Annotated in this window: 15 protein-coding genes and 1 pseudogene; 7 read left to right on the top strand and 9 right to left on the bottom strand. The window is 71.2% G+C overall.

What is annotated here, in order from left to right; translation table 11 throughout:
• Positions 1 to 342: 342 nt before the first annotated feature.
• Positions 343 to 1,767, top strand: coding sequence for a DEAD/DEAH box helicase (locus N8I87_RS05745; protein ID WP_263206080.1), 1,425 nt, complete (start codon positions 343 to 345; stop codon positions 1,765 to 1,767).
• Positions 1,768 to 2,425: 658 nt separating this feature from the next.
• On the opposite strand, the pseudogene N8I87_RS05735 reads toward N8I87_RS05745, so the two are convergent.
• Together N8I87_RS05735 and N8I87_RS05730 are read right to left on the bottom strand one after the other, a co-directional pair.
• Positions 2,426 to 2,623 (bottom strand): annotated as a pseudogene (locus tag N8I87_RS05735) (DNA cytosine methyltransferase); the annotation flags it as partial.
• A 50-nt stretch (positions 2,624 to 2,673) separates the two neighbouring features.
• Positions 2,674 to 2,847, bottom strand: coding sequence for a hypothetical protein (locus N8I87_RS05730; protein ID WP_263206078.1), 174 nt, complete (start codon positions 2,845 to 2,847; stop codon positions 2,674 to 2,676).
• A 34-nt stretch (positions 2,848 to 2,881) separates the two neighbouring features.
• On the opposite strand from N8I87_RS05730, the gene N8I87_RS05725 reads away from it, so the two are divergent.
• Together N8I87_RS05725 and N8I87_RS05720 are read left to right on the top strand one after the other, a co-directional pair.
• Positions 2,882 to 3,370 carry a GNAT family N-acetyltransferase gene (locus N8I87_RS05725; RefSeq protein WP_263206077.1) on the top strand — a complete coding sequence of 163 codons (489 nt, stop codon included), beginning with the start codon at positions 2,882 to 2,884 and terminating at the stop codon, positions 3,368 to 3,370.
• A 220-nt stretch (positions 3,371 to 3,590) separates the two neighbouring features.
• Positions 3,591 to 3,998: an aldehyde dehydrogenase family protein gene (locus tag N8I87_RS05720; RefSeq protein WP_263206075.1), complete on the top strand. Its 408-nt coding sequence runs from the start codon at positions 3,591 to 3,593 to the stop codon at positions 3,996 to 3,998.
• Positions 3,999 to 4,374: 376 nt separating this feature from the next.
• On the opposite strand, the gene N8I87_RS05715 is transcribed toward N8I87_RS05720, so the two are convergent.
• The 4 genes from N8I87_RS05715 to N8I87_RS05700 all read right to left on the bottom strand — a co-directional run bounded on the left by N8I87_RS05715 (position 4,375) and on the right by N8I87_RS05700 (position 10,179).
• Positions 4,375 to 6,060 (bottom strand): ribonuclease J, encoded by a 1,686-nt coding sequence (locus N8I87_RS05715; protein WP_263206073.1) that lies wholly within the window; start codon positions 6,058 to 6,060, stop codon positions 4,375 to 4,377.
• A gap of 556 nt (positions 6,061 to 6,616) precedes the next feature.
• Positions 6,617 to 8,140 carry an acetaldehyde dehydrogenase ExaC gene (gene exaC, locus N8I87_RS05710; RefSeq protein ID WP_263206071.1) on the bottom strand — a complete coding sequence of 508 codons (1,524 nt, stop codon included), beginning with the start codon at positions 8,138 to 8,140 and terminating at the stop codon, positions 6,617 to 6,619.
• Between the two features lie 94 nt (positions 8,141 to 8,234).
• Positions 8,235 to 9,503 carry a helix-turn-helix domain-containing protein gene (locus N8I87_RS05705; RefSeq protein WP_263206069.1) on the bottom strand — a complete coding sequence of 423 codons (1,269 nt, stop codon included), beginning with the start codon at positions 9,501 to 9,503 and terminating at the stop codon, positions 8,235 to 8,237.
• 76 nt (positions 9,504 to 9,579) lie between these two features.
• A complete protein-coding gene (locus N8I87_RS05700; RefSeq protein WP_263206067.1) occupies positions 9,580 to 10,179 on the bottom strand; it encodes an N-acetylmuramoyl-L-alanine amidase in 600 nt (199 codons plus the stop codon).
• 471 nt (positions 10,180 to 10,650) lie between these two features.
• Between N8I87_RS05700 and N8I87_RS05690 the strand changes: the two genes are divergently transcribed.
• Complete coding sequence (locus tag N8I87_RS05690) at positions 10,651 to 11,538, top strand: DUF4232 domain-containing protein (protein WP_263206065.1); 888 nt, start codon at positions 10,651 to 10,653, stop codon at positions 11,536 to 11,538.
• Positions 11,539 to 11,545: 7 nt separating this feature from the next.
• Here N8I87_RS05690 and N8I87_RS05685 read toward each other — a convergent pair whose 3' ends face one another.
• The gene (locus N8I87_RS05685; protein WP_263206064.1) at positions 11,546 to 12,037 is read right to left on the bottom strand and encodes an NUDIX hydrolase; all 492 of its coding nucleotides are present in this window, start codon (positions 12,035 to 12,037) and stop codon (positions 11,546 to 11,548) included.
• A 95-nt stretch (positions 12,038 to 12,132) separates the two neighbouring features.
• Between N8I87_RS05685 and N8I87_RS05680 the strand changes: the two genes are divergently transcribed.
• Positions 12,133 to 12,972, top strand: a complete 840-nt coding sequence (locus N8I87_RS05680) for an alpha/beta fold hydrolase (RefSeq protein WP_263206062.1) — start codon at positions 12,133 to 12,135, stop codon at positions 12,970 to 12,972.
• A 43-nt stretch (positions 12,973 to 13,015) separates the two neighbouring features.
• Here the strand turns inward: N8I87_RS05680 and N8I87_RS05675 are convergent, their stop codons facing one another.
• Together N8I87_RS05675 and xylB are read right to left on the bottom strand one after the other, a co-directional pair.
• Positions 13,016 to 14,227: an ROK family transcriptional regulator gene (locus tag N8I87_RS05675; RefSeq protein ID WP_263206060.1), complete on the bottom strand. Its 1,212-nt coding sequence runs from the start codon at positions 14,225 to 14,227 to the stop codon at positions 13,016 to 13,018.
• Between the two features lie 7 nt (positions 14,228 to 14,234).
• Positions 14,235 to 15,740, bottom strand: coding sequence for a xylulokinase (xylB, locus tag N8I87_RS05670; protein ID WP_263206058.1), 1,506 nt, complete (start codon positions 15,738 to 15,740; stop codon positions 14,235 to 14,237).
• Between the two features lie 178 nt (positions 15,741 to 15,918).
• Between xylB and xylA the strand changes: the two genes are divergently transcribed.
• Positions 15,919 to 17,085, top strand: coding sequence for a xylose isomerase (gene xylA / locus N8I87_RS05665; RefSeq protein WP_263206056.1), 1,167 nt, complete (start codon positions 15,919 to 15,921; stop codon positions 17,083 to 17,085).
• 177 nt (positions 17,086 to 17,262) lie between these two features.
• Complete coding sequence (locus N8I87_RS05660; protein WP_263206054.1) at positions 17,263 to 17,685, top strand: hypothetical protein; 423 nt, start codon at positions 17,263 to 17,265, stop codon at positions 17,683 to 17,685.
• Positions 17,686 to 17,692: the final 7 nt, after the last annotated feature.

Genomic DNA, 17,692 nt, shown 5'->3' with positions numbered 1-17,692 from the left:
TGCTGGCGGTACACGGCCCAATCCGCCGCTGACCTGAGGAAATGAGTGAAATCGCCGGAGGAGAAGCGAAGTTGGTCCGCTCCTGGTCCGGATCTTGGTGGCGGGGGCCGCTGGGCGTCGATGCTGGGAGTGTCCCTGGGGCACCACATGGCTCCGCACAGGCAGGTCCGGCTGTCGTTCCTCGGCTGAGCGGCGCGGCACGGGAGGCCCGGACGGCGTGCCCTGTGCTAACGTTGCGCTTTTGCTGTGTCGCTGTGTCGGTGCTCCGTTGGGTGTCTCTGGCCGGCGGCCGCGTCCCTGCCGCGCCTTCCTCGGTACGGTCCCTTCGGAGGAAGGCTCTCTGTGAGCGAATCAACACGTGCCGATGCCCGGCAGCAGGACGATGTGTCCGAGGCGTCGGGCGCCACTTCGGCAGTGCCCACGGCGGCGTCCTTCGCCCAGCTGGGGTTGCCGGCCGAGGTCCGGCGGGCGCTCGATGAGCAGGGTGTGACTGTGCCTTTCCCTATCCAGGCGGCGGCGCTGCCGAACGCGCTCGCGGGACGGGACGTCCTGGGCCGGGGTCGCACAGGATCCGGCAAGACGCTCGCCTTCGGCTTGGGGATGCTCGCCCGGACGGCCGGGCAGCGCGCGCAGCCGAAAGAGCCGCTGGCGCTCGTTCTGGTGCCCACCAGGGAGCTGGCGCAGCAGGTCGGTGAGGCGCTCACCCCGTACGTCGAGGCGCTGCGGCTGCGGCTCGCGACCGTGGTGGGCGGCGTGTCCATCGGACGGCAGGCCGCCGTGCTGCGGGATGGCGCCGAGATCGTCGTCGCCACGCCCGGTCGGCTGCACGACCTCATCGAGCGCAAGGGCTGCCGACTGGGACGGGTGCGCATCACGGTCCTGGACGAGGCCGACCAGATGTGTGACATGGGGTTCCTGCCGCAGGTCACCGGGATCCTGGACCAGGTGCGTCCTGACGGGCAGCGGATGCTGTTCTCCGCCACCCTCGACCGCGACGTCGACCAGTTGGTGCAGCGCTACCTGCGTGACCCCGCCGTCCACTCGGTCGACCCTTCGTCCAGCGCGGTGTCCGCGATCGAGCACCACGTCTTCGTCGTGCACGGCCCGGACCGGTACGCCGTGACCACGGAGATCGCCGCTCGGGACGGCCGCGTCCTGCTGTTCCTGGACACCAAGCACGGCGTCGACCAGCTCACGCGGCATCTGCGGGCCAGCGGCGTGGCCGCCGCCGCCCTGCACAGCGGGAAGTCCCAGCCGCAGCGCACCCGGACCCTGGCCCAGTTCAAGAACGGGCAGGTCACCGCGCTGGTAGCGACGAACGTCGCCGCACGCGGCCTGCACGTCGACGACCTCGACCTCGTGGTCAACGTCGACCCGGCCACCGACCCGAAGGACTATCTGCACCGCGCGGGCCGCACGGCCCGGGCCGGTCGCTCCGGCACCGTCGTGACACTCGTCCTGTCGGGACAGCGCCGCGAGACGAGCCAGGTCATGGCGGACGCCGACGTCGCCCCCAAGGTCACCAAAGTGCGGTCCGGCGAGGCGGAGCTAAGCCGGATCACCGGCGCCAAGGCCCCCTCCGGAAAGCCTCTCGACGGCGGGCCGGCCGTACCGCGCCCCAAGAACCACAACGTCCCGTTCGGTGGCCTGGGCAGCACCAAGGACGCGAAGAGCGGTTCCGGTGGCAGGTCGTCGTCCCGCAAGAGCAGCGAGGCCCGCAAGCTCGCGGAGGCCCGCAAGGCGGCCCGGGTGCGGCGCGGCGGCTGAGACCGGCTTCCCGGACCGCCGGGCGGTGTCTTTGCCTACGCTGCCGGACGGATACGCGGGACCGGGCGGGCCGTGGAGTCCACCCGGCTGACCGCCACCGGGGCGGCCTTCGGCACTCCCGGATACCTCGCGCCCGAGCAGGCGCAAGGCGACGAAGTCGGAGGTGCCGCCGATGTTCGCACTCGGGGCCGTACTCGTCGCGGCGGCCGGAGGCAGCGCGTTCGGCACCGGCACGCCCATGGGGCTGATGTACCGGTCGGTGCACGAGCCCGCGGATCTCTCCGCGCTGCCGGGGGAGTTGCGGTCGCTGGTCGCCGCCTGCCTCTCCAAGGATCCGGCCGGGCGTCCCACGCCCGAGGAGCTCCTGGGCTCGCTCGGGCCGGACCCGAGCCCGGACCCGAACAACACACTCGCTCTCGCCACCCCTGACCGGCCGCGCGTCGCACCGCCGGCCCCGGTCGAGCCTCCCGCCGGTCCCGGCCGCGTCGACGAACCTCTCCGGCGCCCCGGCCGAACCGTCGCGCACGCCCCGCGTGATCATCCTGCTGATCGTGGCCGCGGCCGTGACGAGCGCGGCTGCCTGGCGGACGAGCGGCTGGTCGACCAGGCCAAGACGCTTGCCCGCCATCGACCACGCCTGGCACGGCGGGGAGGCGGTCAGCCCGGGAATCCGACCGGAGAAGATCCATACGGTATGGCGGGCGACATCGGTCTGGATCGTCCACCGAACGACTCGAGCCCGGGTTCTGCAGGCCCAGCTGTCCCACTCCAGGCCGATGTCCCGGGCCCCGGGGACGGTGAGGGCGTGGCTCCAGCCGCCGGGGCCGACGAACAGGTCGAGGACGATCCGCCTCATGAGGCTGGCTCGGAATTTTCCTGTACCGGCTCGGCTTCGCCACGGCGGGCTCAGGGAGAGCAGCCGTCGACCACACCGTTCTCCAGCTCCTCCGCATCGGTTCGGGCGTCCAGTGGCTGCTTGCGGGCGGCCGATTCGGCGGCAGTGACGTGGCCGATCGGGGCCTCGGCGAGCGGTTCCCGGGAGTGGTGCAGGAACGCCTGCCCGAGCAGCCGACCCGCCATACGAAGGCACTCCCCGGTGCGAAATACTCTCCCGATGAGTTCACGCCCTTTTCCGATCAGCCAGCCGATCACGATACGGAGGGCGGTCGCGCGGGATGCCAAACGGCTCACGCGGCTCGTGCGTGGCTCAGGCGCCTACGAGGGTAAGTACGCAGCCGCAGTCGCGGGCTACCGGGTCGGTCCTGATTACATCGAGGCCCACCGCGCCTTTGTGGCCGTCGGCGCCGACGAGCATGGAGGCCGGGTCCTCGGGTTCTACTCGCTCGTCCTCGCTCCGCCGGAGCTCGACCTGCTCTTCGTCGCCGACGAAGTGCAAGGACGGGGTATTGGACGGCTGCTCGTGGCGCACATGCAGTCCGAGGCCCGTGCCGCCGGGCTCGACCGTGTCAAGGTCGTGTCGCATCTTCCCGCCGAGGACTTCTACCACCGCGTTGGTGCGGTGCGGAGCGGGACCGCGTTCGCGAACCCGCCCGCCGTGCTGTGGGACCGTCCCGAATTCGAGTTTCGCATTCCTTCGGAATGACGCGGTGTGCCGGTTGGCGGGGCTCCGGCTTCGCCTGCATGGTGGCCGGCATGCAGGAGCCGCTGGACGCCGCGCGCTCCGTGTGTGCCGTCGCCTCTGCCCTGGCGGAGTGATCGCTTGCGCCAGCGGCCTCCCCCGGCTACTTCCTTGCCTCCCGCACTCCCAGAGCGTTGAGCTCGTCCATCAGCTTCTCCCGCTCAGGTGGCCGAAAACGCGCAACATGCGCATCGCGACCGAGGAAATATTCGGCCCGGTGGTCACGGTCACCGCGTTCTCCTCAGAGAACGAGGCCGTCGAGATCGCCAACGGATCGGACTACGGACTGCTGGCCGGGGTCTACAGCCGCGACAGCGCGACCGCGTTCCGGGTGGCCAGGCGGCTGGAGGTCGGGATGGTGTTCGTCAACAACTACTTCTGCGGCGTCCTCGGCGCCCCCTTCGGAGGCACCAAGCACAGCGGCTACGGGCGCGAGCACGCCCCGGAAACACTGCGCACCTACCCGAAGATGATCCGCTTCCCCACGGGCCTTGCCGCTATCCCGCAGTGGCGCGCCGTCACCGTACGGTCCCTGAGCTTGGAGGTCGGCGCGATGCCGCGTGCACTCTGCGAATTCTCGACGTCGTTGTGACTCGATCGCTGGAGGGCGTGAATCCCTCATGGCGGCCGCAGAAGTGGTGCGGGCGGTAAGCGAGCCTGCGTCTGGAGCGGGTGGGGGCGGATCCCCGCCGCGAGCCGGCTGTCACAGCCGATTCTTTCCTGAGCAGGAGGCACGGGCCGCCGGCCGTGACGCTCGTTTGAGGCTGCCCGCACGCTGCGCGGCGAGCCGAGAAAGTGGTGCTGACCTGGTCTTTTCCATGGCTCGCGCAGGCCGACACCTTCCGATGAGTCATCATGTGGAGTGCGTTGCCACCCCGGCCTGCTGGGGTGGCTGCTGACTCCCGTGCCCGGCCTCGATGCCGGCGGGGCCGCGGCCGGAACCGGGGACTGTGCTGCCGGGCTGTGGTTCAGGCGTCGATGATGACGGGGATGATGAGGGGCTTGCGGCGGTGGGTGCGGAACGCCCAGTTCGCGACGGCGCGGGCGACGAGTTGTTCGAGTTGGCGCGCGTCCCCGACACCTTCCTCGGCCGCGGTGGCCAGGGTCTTCTCGATGACGGGGATGACCGGCTCGAAGGTGGTGTCATCGTGGACGAAGCCCCGGGCCAGGAAGTCGGGGGCCTCGGCGAGGGCGCCTGTGTCCGCGTCGACGATCGCCACCACCGTGACCACGCCTTCGGCGGCGAGGGTGAGGCGGTCCTTGAGGGACGCTTCGGTGGCGCCGCCGACTTCCATGCCGTCTACGTAGACGTTGCCGGCGGGGACCTTGCCGGTGATGGACGCGCGCCCGTCGACCAGGTCGACGACGACGCCGTCCTCGGCGATGACGACGCGGTCGGGGTCGACACCGGTGCGGATGGCGAGGTCGCCGTTGGCCCGCAGATGGCGCCATTCGCCGTGCACGGGCATGACGTTGCGGGGTTTGACGATGTTGTAGCAGTAGACGAGTTCGCCGGCGCTGGCGTGCCCGGAGACGTGCACCTTGGCGTTGCCCTTGTGGACCACGTGGGCGCCCCACCGGGTGAGTCCGTTGATCACCCGGTAGATGGCGTTCTCGTTGCCGGGGATGAGGGAGCTGGCGAGCAGGACGGTGTCGTCCTTGCCGATGCGGATCATGTGGTCGCGGTTGGCCATCCGTGACAACGCGGCCATCGGTTCGCCCTGGGAGCCGGTGCACACCAGAGTGATCTTGTGGTCCGGGAGCTTCTCCAGCTCCTTGGTGCTCACGACCAGACCGGAGGGGACCTTCAGATAGCCCAGGTCACGGGCGATGCCCATGTTGCGGACCATCGACCGGCCGACGAAGGCGACCTTGCGGCCGTGCTGGTGGGCGGCGTCCAGGACCTGCTGGATACGGTGCACGTGGCTGGCGAAGCTGGAGACGATGACCCGGCGCGGCGCGGTGCGCATCACCTGCTCGATCGCCGGGTTCAGCTCACGCTCGGAGGTGGTGAAGCCGGGTACTTCGGCGTTGGTGGAGTCGGTGAGGAACAGGTCCACGCCCTCCTCGCCGAGGCGGGCGAAGGCGCGCAGATCGGTGATGCGGTCGTCGAGAGGGAACTGGTCCATCTTGAAGTCGCCCGTGTGCAGCACCATCCCGGCCCGGGTGCGGATCGCGACCGCGAGGCTGTCGGGGATGGAGTGGTTGACCGCCACGAACTCGCAGTCGAAGGGCCCGAAACCGCGCCGGTCGCTCTCCCGCACCCGCACGGTGCGCGGCCGGATGCCGTGTTCCTTGAGCTTGGCCTCCAGGAACGCCAGCGTCAGCTTGGAGCCGACGACGGGAATGTCGGACCGCTCGCGCAGCAGGTACGGCACGCCGCCGATGTGGTCCTCGTGGCCGTGGGTGAGGACCACGGCCACGATGTCGTCCAGGCGGTCCCGGATCGAGGTGAAGTCCGGCAGGATCACGTCCACGCCGGGCTGGGTCTCCTCGGGGAACAGCACGCCGCAGTCGACGATGAGCAGCTTGCCCGCGTGCTCGAAGACGGTCATGTTGCGGCCGATCTCACCCAGGCCGCCCAGGGCGATGACCCGCAGCCCTCCTTCGGGAAGGGGCGGTGCGGCTCTCAGCTCGGGGTGCGGATGACTCATACCCTGACGGTACCCGGAGAGCGGGACGGGGTGATCCATTGCCTGTGCGATCTCCTTTTCCCGACGGAGCGGGATACCCGCAGCGGGTGCCTCGGCACGATCGGATCACGCCGGCGGCCGGAACAGGCAGGGGTGAAAGCGGTACCACCTTCCGTGGCCGAACCGTTCGCCCGGTGCTGGAGAAGATCTCGTGCACCCTGTCGTGTTTTCCGGCGTTCGCCACCTCCCGGTGGGCCTCGGCACTGGTCCACTCGAAGTGGTCGAGAACACGTCACCCGCTGAGAGCCAATGCGACGGTCGGTGCGCGAGTGATGGGACGCACGCCCGGCATTCGATCTGATGCGGTGCCAGGAGGCGTTCTCATGGACTCGCGGCGCTCATGAGCGGGCGGCTCGTGGGGTGATGTCATTCGGCGCCGCTTGGTCCACGACTGGTCCGGGAGAGACTCCCTTGGGTGTCGGACAGTAGCCCAAAGACTCCAGTTAATCACAGAGTGTAGCCGCTATTTCGGGTTGCCTGGAGCGCAACGATGCCTCCAGGCAACCGACTTCAGGCTCTAGAAGAAGCCAAGCTTCTGAGGGCTGTAGGAACAAAGAATGTTCTTCGTCTGCTGGTAGTGCTCCAGCATCATCTTGTGTGTCTCCCGGCCGATCCCGGACTGCTTGTAGCCGCCGAACGCCGCGTGTGCGGGGTATGCGTGGTAGCAGTTCGTCCAGACGCGGCCCGCCTGGATCGCGCGGCCCGCGCGGTACGCGGTGTTGATGTCGCGGGTCCATACACCGGCGCCGAGGCCGTACAGCGTGTCGTTGGCGATCTTGATGGCGTCGTCGAAGTCGTCGAAGGACGCCACCGAGACGACCGGGCCGAAGATCTCCTCCTGGAAGATCCGCATCCGGTTGTCGCCCTGGAAGATGGTCGGCTGGACGTAGTACCCGCCCTTCAACTCGCCGTCGTACTCGATGCGCTCGCCGCCCGTGAGGACCTTCGCGCCCTCCTGGCGGCCGATGTCCAGGTAGGAGAGGATCTTCTCCAGCTGGTCGTTGGAGGCCTGGGCGCCGATCATGGTGTCCGTGTCCAGGGGGTGCCCCGGCTTGATCAGCCTGGTGCGGGCGACCGCCGCTTCGAGGAACTCGGCGTAGTGGCCGCTCTGGACCAGTGCCCGGGACGGGCAGGTGCAGACCTCGCCCTGGTTGAGTGCGAACATCGTGAAACCCTCGAGGGCCTTGTCCCGGAAGTCGTCGTCACGCGCCCAGACGTCGTCGAAGAAGATGTTCGGGGACTTGCCGCCCAGCTCCAGTGTGACCGGCTTGATGTTCTCCGAGGCGTACTGCATGATCAGCCGCCCGGTCGTCGTCTCCCCGGTGAACGCGACCTTGGCCACCCGCGGGCTGGACGCGAGCGGCTTGCCCGCCTCCACGCCGAAGCCGTTGACGATGTTCACCACGCCCGGCGGCAGCAGGTCCGCGATCAGGCTCATCCAGTAGTGGATCGAGGCCGGCGTCTGCTCGGCCGGCTTGATGACGACCGCGTTGCCCGCGGCGAGGGCCGGCGCCAGCTTCCAGGTCGCCATCAGGATCGGGAAGTTCCACGGAATGATCTGTGCCACCACACCGAGCGGCTCGTGGAAGTGGTACGCCACCGTGTCGTCGTCGACCTGGCTCAGCGAGCCCTCCTGCGCCCGGATCACGCCCGCGAAGTACCGGAAGTGGTCGATGGCGAGCGGGATGTCGGCCGCCAGCGTCTCGCGCACCGGCTTGCCGTTCTCCCAGCTCTCGGCCACCGCCAGCGGCTCGAGGTAGGCCTCCATACGGTCGGCGATCTTGAGAAGGATGTCGGAACGCTCCGTCACCGACGTACGGCCCCAGGCGGGAGCCGCCGCGTGCGCCGCGTCCAGCGCCCGCTCCACGTCCTCCACGGTGCCGCGCGCGATCTCGGTGAACGCCTGCCCGTTCACCGGGGACGGGTTCTCGAAGTACTGCCCGCGAGTCGGCGGCACGTACTCGCCGCCGATGAAGTGGTCGTAGCGCGTCTGGTAGGAGACGATCGCGCCCTCGGTACCGGGCGCCGTGTAGCGGGTCATGCTGGTCTGCCTCCTTCAGAAGCGCTGCCCGCCGTTGGGCAGCTCCCGCCGGGAGGGTAGGAACCCGGACGTTGCAACCACGTTGCGTGCCGGGTCAGCGCGGTGTCCGTCGGGCCGGCAGCGCCAGCTCGGCCTCCAGCGTCGCCAGATGCGCCCGCACCGTCGCCGTCGGCCGTACCGCCGCGAGCGCCCGCCACATCGTGAGGTCGTCCTCGCCCCAGGGCGCGTGCGCCCAGTCCGCCAGCAGGTCCGGATCGCGCCGTGCGATCAGCGCCGTGCGCAGCCCGTCGGCGAGACGCCGCCTGAGCCGCACCACCGCCGGCGCCTGCGAGCCGGGCAGCAGCGGACCGGAGTACGCCGCCGCGGCAGCGGTGACGGCCCCCGCTTCCAGACGCCGCTCCACCACGGCGACGTCCGACTCGACCGGAGCCGTCAGCCGGTACGGCCTCGACGCGAGCAGCCCCGGGCCGAGCAGCCTGCGCAGCCGGGCCAGTTCGGCGCGCAGTGTCACCGGCGTCACCGACTCGTCCTCGTACAGCGCGCACAGCAGCTCGTCCCCGGTCAGCCCCTCCGGATGCCGGGCCAGCAGCATCAGGAGCTCGCTGTGCCGGCGGCTGAGCCTGATCCGGCGGCCGTCCAGCACAAGTTCGGCCTCGTCGCGGCCCAGCGCCGTCAGACCGGGCGTCCGGTCCGCGGGCCGCGGCGGGTCGAGCAGCGCGAGCTGTGACTCGGCGGCGCGCGCCACGGCCTGGACGAACCCCAGGCTGTGCGGATGGGCAAGGGCGTCGCCGCCCGTGAGGTCCACGGCGCCGAGCACCCGTCCGGTCCGCGGATCGTGCACCGGTGCGGCCGCACAGGTCCACGGCTGTACCCGGCGGATGAAGTGCTCCGCCGCGAAGACCTGCACCGGCCGGCCGACGGCGACCGCCGTACCCGGTGCGTTCGTCCCGACCGCGGTCTCCGCCCAGCGCGCACCCGGGACGAAGTTCATCCTGTCGGCACGACGCCGGGTGCTCGGATGGCCCTCGACCCACAACAGTCTGCCGTGCGCGTCGCACACCGCGAGCAGATGCTCACCGTCGGCCGCGAACGTGCCCATCAACTCGCGGAACAGCGGCATCACCCGGGCCAGTGGATGCTCCGCCCGATAGATACCGAGTTCCCCGTCCATGAGCTCCACGCTCGCGCTGCCGTCCGGCCCCACACCCGCCCGTGCGGAACGCCGCCACGAGTCCGCCACCACCGCCCGCACCGGCAGCGGCACGGTGCCGGCCGTGGTGAACGTCTCGTGCGCCCGGCGCAGCGCCCGTACGCGCTCGGCAGGGTCGGCCCCCGGCTCCAGGGCCACCCACGGATCGGACAACTCGGCCTCCCCGGACGGCGATGCTGGGGACATCGTCACTCGGGGTGTTCACGCGGGCAACAGGTTCGACTCCGGCCTACGTGAAATTGACCAGTCCGATGTACCGGTCCCAGTCCCAGTTCGGTCCCGGATCGGTGTGGTCGGTGCCCGGCACCTGGTAGTGCCCGATGATGTGGTCTCGGTCCTTGGGGATGTCGTACGTGGCGCAGATCGCCGCGGTCAGCTTCGCCGACTCCACGTACAGGGCGTCGGTGAAACAGGCAGGCTGATCCACCCAGCCCTCGTGCTCGATGCCGATGCTGCGGGTGTTGTAGTCCCAGTTCCCCGCGTGCCAGGCGACATCGGCCTCGCGCACGCACTGCGCGACGTGCCCGTCGACCGACCGCACCACATAGTGCGCGGACACCTCCTTCTTCGGATTCCGGAAGATCGACAGTGTGTCGGTGTACGACTCCTGCGTGACGTGGATGACCACACGGTCGACGCGATAGCTGCCCGGCCGCTCGGACGCCGTGTAGTTGGAGGCGCTGGCCGCCTGCCACTCGGCGAGCGGATAGTCGACGGCGCGGGACTGCGCACCGGCCCGCGCGTCGGGGAGCAGCGCGTACGGTACGGCGGCGAGGGCAGCGCCCTTGAGGAACCGTCTCCTGCTGGGGATCGGTCTTGCCCGGTCCATGGTCGGTTGCCTTTCAACATCGTCGGGGGTTCGGGGGCATACGGCACGCAGTCACAGGCGGAGACCTCCCGTGGTCCCACACGGCCGGGTGGGCAGCCCGCGGCAAGTCTCGCGCTTCGGCAGCCAGTCCCTGCGGAGCCTGGCCACGCACGTGTCATTGGTGTCGCACACATTCGACAACGGCGATTCCAGCGCCTGGGTTGCGCATTGATGGTGAAGTGGATTCGTCGAGGTGGGTGCGGGCGTCCGCCTGGCGACGCCCGCCGCCGTGACGCACATCGCGGTTGCGCCTCACGTGAATCACGGTACGGCGCCTGCGGGTTGGACAGGAGACCGTCGCGGGGTTCGGTGGACGACGTCGGGACTGTGGACAACTCGCCCACTCGATCGGGCGGCCTTGTGACGGTCCTGTGACCGGAGGGATGGCCTCCGCCACAGCCTGCCGTGATCGCGTTCTGATCGACTCGGCGGATGCGTGCCATCTCCCGGAACCTGTCCGCCGCCTTCGCCGGACTCCTGCTCCTGACGGCCTGCGGCCAGGAGCAGGAGCCCGGCCCGGCCCACCGGTCCGGCGGCTCGGCGTGCCGCACCGGGTTCTCCTCGAAACCCGCCGCGTCCCGCGCGCCCTCCGCCGAGGAAACGGACGGCGTCAGCGTCACCGATGTCAGTGGCGGACCCCACCAGTGCGCCGCCTACCAGGTGACCAACCGTGGGACGGAGCCCTTCACCTACGACGTCACCTTCAAGCTCGTCGCCGACTCCGGAGCATCGCCGGAGTCCAGGTCCGCGACCGTGCCGTCGGTCGGCCCCGGCCGGACCGTGACGGGCAGCGTCTCACTGACCACGGACATGTCGGACGCGCCGGAATGGTCGCGCGTCGAGGTCGTGAAGGTCAGGAGTGTCCCCGTCGACGAGGCACCGGTCGAGGGCGGGCGCTGCCCGTCGTCCGGGGTGCGTCTGTACGCCGACGACGGTGATGCCGCGATGGGCCTGCGCGTGGTGACACTCCATCTGGAGAACTGCGGGACCGGCACGTTCCGCGTCGACGGCTACCCCCGGGTGAGTCCTCTGGGCGAGGATCACCGGCCGGTGAACGCTGTGCGCGTGCTGCACGACGGTTCGTCCGTAGCCGGGAGCACCGGAGCCGACGGCCCGCCCCGGCCGCTGGCGCTGAAGCCGGGGGAGCGCGCGTACGCGGGTCTGGTGTGGCGCAACACGGTCCTCTCCGGCACGCCCGTGAACGCCCCCTACGTCAGGGTGTGGGCCAAGCCGGGTGTCGCGCCGGTGATGGTGACACCGGAACTGGACCTGGGGACGACCGGCAGGATGGCCGTCGGCCCTTGGAAGAAGGGCGAGTAGGCCCGGGTCACAGGAGCATCCCCTCCCGCAGATAGGCGACCGTTCCGGACAGCGCGGCCGCGTGCACTGCCGTGAGTGTGGTCAGCCGCGCGGTGAGCGGGATGGCGGCCAACTCGTCGGGAGCGAACAGCCCGTGCCGGTCGTGCTCGGTGCTGAGCCGGATGCCCTTGTCGTCGGCGAGGCGTCCGCCGTGGAAGAAGCAGTCGAGGACCGGCCCGGTGCCGAGGACGTTCCCCCGGTGGTCGACGCCGATCAGGTGGGGAGCGGGCCCGAGCTCGACACCGGTCTCCTCGCGCATCTCCCGCCGTGCGGCCGTCCACGGGTCCTCCCCGTGGTCGAGCATCCCGCCCGGCAGCCACCAGGTCCCGGCTACCGGCCCTTCGGGCCCGTAGCGCAGGAGCAGGATGCGGTCACGCGCGTCCAGCATCAGCACGCACGAGGCGAGCAGGGCCTGGGGCTGGGTCTTGATCCAGATCTCACGAGGTACCCACTCCGCCACGCCTGCCTCCCCAGTCGGATGACGGATCCCTGCCCGGATCCCGGCGGCCCGGAACCCGGTTGCCCCGCACGAACGCCGCTGCCAGGGTCGTCCCCATGCCCTACGTCACCGCGTACGACGGAACCGAGCTGGCCTACCACGTCTTCGGGGACGGCCCACCGCTGATCTGCCTGCCCGGTGGGCCGATGCAGGCCTCCGCCTACCTCGGCGACCTCGGGGGTCTTCACGGTCACCGCCAGTTGATCATGCTCGATCTGCGGGGAACGGGCCAGTCGGGCGTGCCCGAGGACCCGGCGTCGTACCGCTGCGACCGGCTCGTCGCGGATGTGGAGGCGTTGCGCGGGCATCTGGGACTGGACCGGGTGGATCTGCTCGGGCATTCGGGCGGCGCGAATCTGGCCGTGCGGTACGTGGAGCACCATCCGGACCGCGTCGGCAAGCTGGCGCTGATCACACCCGGCCCGATGGCCGTGGGCCTCACGATCAGCGGGGATCTGCGGCGCGAGACGGCCATGCTCCGACGGGACGAGACATGGTTCCCGGAGGCTTTCGCGGCGCTGGAAACGATCGTCGCGGGCCGGGCCACCCCCGACTCCTGGCAGGCCATCGCGCCCTTCTACTACGGCCGTTGGAACGCGGCGGCACGCGCTCACCGGGCCGCGGAGGACGCACAGCGCAACCAGGAGGCCGCGGCCGTCTACGGAGCGGAGGGCGCCTACGCCCCCGACACCACCCGCGCCGCACTCGCGGCCTTCGGGCAGCCGGTACTGCTGCTCGCCGGCGAGTTCGACCTGAACTCGCCGCCATCCGCGATGGCCGAGTTCGCCGGGCTGTTTCCCGACGCCCGGTTCGTCGTCCAGCCCGGCGCCGGCCACTTCCCGTGGCTGGACGACCCCGAGCGTTTCCGCACCACGAGCGCGGCGTTCCTGGGCTGAGGTGCCGTCAGGCGCGGAGAGACCGTCACTTCCCGAGGGGCTGTCAGGCGTGCAGCGCGGCGACCGTCGCCGGGTCGTCGAGGACGGCCCGCACCACGGAGTGCGCGGCGCCCAGCAGCGGCCCCTCGGACCCCAGCCGTGACACCGACACCGGACAGGCGGGCCCCGCCGTGCGGTCTGCCAACTCGCGCTTCAGCGACGGCAGCAGCCAGGGCGAGAGCCCTGCCAGCGCGCCGCCCAGGACCACGGACTCGGGGTCGAGCAGGTTGACCGCCCCGGTCAGGGCGATGCCGAGTGCCGACCCCGCGTCCCGCAGGGCGCGTCGTACGTCCTCGTCGCCCTCCTCCGCGCGCCGGGCCAGCAGACCGACGAGATCCTCGCCCGGCTCCAGGCCGGCCGCGCGCAGGACCGCCTCCTCGCCGGCGTACTGCTCCAGGCACCCGCGCCCGCCGCACGGACACGGCGGCCCGTCCGGCTGCACGGGCACATGGCCCAGCTCACCGGCGAAGCCTCGGGTTCCGCGCAGCAGCTGCCCGTCCACGACGACCGCGGCACCGATGCCGATCTCGGCCGACACGTGCAGGAAGTCGCCGGGCGTGCGCTCGCCGAGCCAGAGCTCGGCGAGCGCGCCGAAGTTGGCCTCGTTGTCCACGGTCAGCGGGATGCCGGTGGACAGCAGCGCGCCGAGGTCCGTGTCGTTCCAGTCGAGGTTCGGGGCGCGTACGACCGTACGGGCGTCGCGCGCCACCAGACCGGGTACGGCGACCGCCAGCCCGGCCGGCCACAGCCCCTCCCGTTCCGCCTCGGCGACGACCCGGCGGACCAGGGCGGTGAGTTCCCGGATCACCGGTTGGGGAGCGCGGCCCCGGTTCGCGCCGTGCCGCACGGCCCGCGCGCGGACCGCGCCGCGCAGATCCACCGCGCACACCGCGAGATGGTCGACGCCGACCTCCGCCCCGATACCTGCCGGACCGTGCCCGCTGACGGCGAGCGCCGATCCCGGCCGGCCCACCCTGCCGGGCCGCTCGGGGCCCAGTTCCTCCAGCAGCCCGGTGCGGATCAGCTCGTCCACGAGGGTCGACACCGCCGCGCGCGTCAGACCGATGCGCGAGGCGACCGCGGCACGCGAGAGCGAGCCCTCGGCGCTGACGGCGTGCATCACGCGGGCGAGATTGCGGCGGCGGATGCCCTGCTGGGTGTCGGGCAGAGCACGGCCGGGACGGGCCGGCCGGGCCTCGTGCAGCGGTGTGGTCATGCCTCCGTCAGTCCTCGGTCCGTGTCCCCGACAGGCGTCCTCTGCCGGGGTCCGTCGATGGGCGGTCGGTCAGTGGGCGCGTCCCCCGCTCCAGCAGCGGGGCCGCGTCGGAGAGTACCCCGGAGATCCGGGCCAGTGTCTCCTCGTCCCGCTCCACGGCGTCCAGCACCGGTCCGGCGGCCGTGTTCCAGCGGCGGGCGACGGAGGCCGGGTCCTCGCCGGTCAGCAGTCCGGCCGCCTGTGCCGCGGCACCGAGCGCGACCAGCTCCCTGGCCTCGGGCACCTGTACCGGACGGCCCGACAGCCGTCGCACGGTCTGCTGCCAGGCCGTGCCGCGGGCTCCGCCGCCGATCAGCAGCAGCGGTGCGCCGCGGTCCGCGTCCTCGTCGAGCACCAGGTCCAGGGCGCCGAGCAGCGAGTGGACGGCGCCGTCGTACGCCGCCTGCAGGAGCTGCCCGCCCGTCGTGTCGTGGCGCAGCCCGTGCAGCAGACCGGCGGCGTTCGGCAGGTTCGGGGTGCGTTCGCCGTCCAGATACGGCAGGAGGGTGACCGAGCCGCCTGCCTCCGCGGCCTCGCGGTCCAGGCCCAGCAGCGCCGCGACGCGATCGACGGCGAGGGTGCAGTTCAGGGTGCAGGCCAGCGGCAGCCAGTCGCCGTGCGCGTCGGCGAAGCCCGCGACGGTGCCGGTCGGATCGGTGGGGCGGTGCTTCGACACGGCGTACACGGTGCCCGACGTGCCGAGGCTCAGTACCGGGGTGCCGGGGCGCAGTCCGAGGCCCAGCGCGGCCGCCGCGTTGTCGCCGGTGCCCGGTGCGACCAGGGTGCCCTTGGAGAACGGCAGGTCGTGGCTGTCGCGCACCGTCCCGGCCACCTCGCCCGGCCGTACGACCCGGGGCAGCAGCGCCGGGTCGAGCCCCACGTGCCGCAGGGTCTCCTCGTCGTACGACTCGGTCCCGGACGCCCACCAACCGGTGCCGGAGACATCGCCCCGGTCCGTCGTGCCCTGGCCGGTGAGGCGCTCGGTGAGGTAGTCGTGCGGGAGGCGCACGGCCTTGGTGGCGCGGGCGGCGTCCGGCTCGTTCTCGGCGAGCCAGGCCCACTTCGTGACCGTGAAGGAGGCGCCGGGCACGCTCCCGGTGCGCTCCGCCCAGCCCTTGGGGCCGCCCAGCTCCTCGACGAGACGGCGGGCCTGGGGTGCCGAGCGCACGTCGTTCCAGAGCAGGGCGGGCCGTACCGGCTCGCCCCGGGCGTCCAGGGTGACCAGGCCGTGCTGCTGGCCGCCGATCGACACCGCGGCCGCCTCGTGGGCCGCGTCACCGCACTGGCGCAAGGCCTCGCACAGCGCGTCCCACCACTGGCGCGGGTCGCTCTCCCGGCCGGCGCCGGAGGAGACGGTGTGGGGTGCCTGGCCGCTCGCCACGACCTGGCCGGTGGACGCGTCGACGACCAGCGCCTTGGTGGACTGGGTGGACGTGTCCACGCCGACGACGAGCGGACCCTCGGCTGCTGACATCGGGCTCTCCCTCTTCCCCGGCTCGCGGGATCTGGCCTGGTGTTTTCCGATGTGTCCAGGGAGTGGCGACCGGTACGTCACCCCTTCGAGGACATCTTGTCTCTTCCCAGAGACGCGAGCGCATACTAATTTGTAAACGGCCATGACGAAATAGTCGGAGCAAGCAAGGAGTCGCGGCATGAGCTACCAGCCCACCCTCGAGGACAGGTTCACCTTCGGCCTGTGGACCGTCGGCTGGCAGGGACGGGACCCGTTCGGCGACGCCACCCGCCGCGCCCTCGACCCGGTCGAGACGGTGCGGCGCCTGGCCGAGCTGGGCGCCTACGGCGTGACCTTCCACGACGACGACCTGATCCCCTTCGGGTCCTCGGACGCCGAGCGCGAGTCGCACATCAAGCGCTTTCGCCAGGCCCTGGACGCGACCGGCCTGACCGTGCCGATGGCCACGACCAACCTCTTCACCCACCCGGTCTTCAAGGACGGCGCGTTCACCGCGAACGACCGCGACGTGCGCCGCTACGCGCTGCGCAAGACCGTCCGCAACATCGACCTGGCGGTCGAACTGGGCGCGAAGACGTACGTCGCCTGGGGCGGCCGGGAGGGCGCCGAGTCCGGTGCCGCCAAGGACGTGCGCGTCGCCCTCGACCGCATGAAGGAGGCCTTCGACCTCCTCGGCGAGTACGTCACCTCCCAGGGCTACGACCTGCGCTTCGCCATCGAGCCCAAGCCGAACGAGCCGCGCGGCGACATCCTGCTGCCCACCGTCGGCCACGCGCTCGCGTTCATCGAGCGTCTGGAGCGCCCGGAGCTCTACGGCGTCAACCCCGAGGTCGGCCACGAGCAGATGGCCGGACTGAACTTCCCGCACGGCATCGCGCAGGCCCTGTGGGCGGGCAAGCTCTTCCACATCGACCTCAACGGCCAATCCGGTATCAAGTACGACCAGGACCTGCGCTTCGGCGCCGGTGACCTGCGGTCCGCCTTCTGGCTGGTCGACCTCCTGGAGACCGCCGGCTACGACGGTCCCCGGCACTTCGACTTCAAGCCGCCGCGCACGGAGGACTTCGACGGCGTGTGGGCGTCGGCGGCCGGCTGCATGCGCAACTACCTCATCCTCAAGGAGCGTTCGGCGGCCTTCCGCGCGGACCCGGAGGTCCAGGAGGCGCTGCGCGCCTCGCGGCTCGACCAGCTGGCGCAGCCCACCGCGGCGGACGGCCTCCAGGCACTGCTCGCCGACCGCACGGCGTTCGAGGACTTCGACGCGGAGGCGGCCGCCGCGCGCGGGATGGCCTTCGAGCAGCTCGACCAGCTGGCCATGGATCACCTGCTGGGCGCGCGGGGCTGAACCGCACGCGCGCGGGGCGGCCGTTTCCCGGTTGCCCCACGCGCGCGTTCCGTTGTCGGTGTCTGCCGAGCGACCTCTGGACGGAATGCTTCGAAAACCGTGCGGTCCCCGCACGAGTCCGTATCAACTTCCGCGTGGGGGTCGCGCGTTGCCCGATACGAGGCGACTCTTGACGGTATGGCCATGCCGCCCGTGCCACCCCGGCCGCCCGGACCCCCGAGTGACACCCCGCCTCCGGGCGGCGGCTTCGGACCGCCGCCCGGAGGCTACGACCCGCCGACGACCCCCTTCAGCGCCCTCGAGACCCCGAGCAGGCGCCGGGGCCCGCTGCTCGCCGTGCTGGTGGTCCTCGTGGCCGCGGCAGCCGTCGCGGCCGTGGTCCTGATGGCGTCGGGCGGCGACGGCGCACCGGAGAAGAAGCCGCCCGCGCAGAGTGGTGCGAGCACGGGCGGCTCTCCCAGGCCTTCCTTCAGCATCCCCACCGAACTGCCCAGCAGACTGCCGTCGAAGCTGCCGAGCGGGCTGCCGTCGGGGTTCCCCTCCGAGGTGCCGAGCGACCTCGGATCGATCCTGCCGTCCCTCGCGGGGGAACTTCCCTGACGGGCAG

Source organism: Streptomyces sp. HUAS 15-9 (genome assembly GCF_025642155.1).
Lineage (GTDB): Bacteria > Actinomycetota > Actinomycetes > Streptomycetales > Streptomycetaceae > Streptomyces.
Note: the sequence above shows the minus strand (reverse complement) of the source record. Positions and strands in the feature narration are given on the sequence as shown.

Bases quoted from the DNA above. Each gene is read 5' to 3' on its own strand.
- N8I87_RS05730 (WP_263206078.1), bottom strand. From the start codon at position 2,847: ATGGCGGGTCGGCTGCTCGGGCAGGCGTTCCTGCACCACTCCCGGGAA.
- N8I87_RS05725 (WP_263206077.1), top strand. From the start codon at position 2,882: ATGAGTTCACGCCCTTTTCCGATCAGCCAGCCGATCACGATACGGAGG.
- N8I87_RS05720 (WP_263206075.1), top strand. From the start codon at position 3,591: ATGCGCATCGCGACCGAGGAAATATTCGGCCCGGTGGTCACGGTCACC.
- N8I87_RS05715 (WP_263206073.1), bottom strand. From the start codon at position 6,060: ATGAGTCATCCGCACCCCGAGCTGAGAGCCGCACCGCCCCTTCCCGAA.
- exaC (WP_263206071.1), bottom strand. From the start codon at position 8,140: ATGACCCGCTACACGGCGCCCGGTACCGAGGGCGCGATCGTCTCCTAC.
- N8I87_RS05700 (WP_263206067.1), bottom strand. From the start codon at position 10,179: ATGGACCGGGCAAGACCGATCCCCAGCAGGAGACGGTTCCTCAAGGGC.
- N8I87_RS05690 (WP_263206065.1), top strand. From the start codon at position 10,651: ATGCGTGCCATCTCCCGGAACCTGTCCGCCGCCTTCGCCGGACTCCTG.
- N8I87_RS05680 (WP_263206062.1), top strand. From the start codon at position 12,133: ATGCCCTACGTCACCGCGTACGACGGAACCGAGCTGGCCTACCACGTC.
- N8I87_RS05675 (WP_263206060.1), bottom strand. From the start codon at position 14,227: ATGACCACACCGCTGCACGAGGCCCGGCCGGCCCGTCCCGGCCGTGCT.
- xylB (WP_263206058.1), bottom strand. From the start codon at position 15,740: ATGTCAGCAGCCGAGGGTCCGCTCGTCGTCGGCGTGGACACGTCCACC.
- xylA (WP_263206056.1), top strand. From the start codon at position 15,919: ATGAGCTACCAGCCCACCCTCGAGGACAGGTTCACCTTCGGCCTGTGG.
- N8I87_RS05660 (WP_263206054.1), top strand. From the start codon at position 17,263: ATGGCCATGCCGCCCGTGCCACCCCGGCCGCCCGGACCCCCGAGTGAC.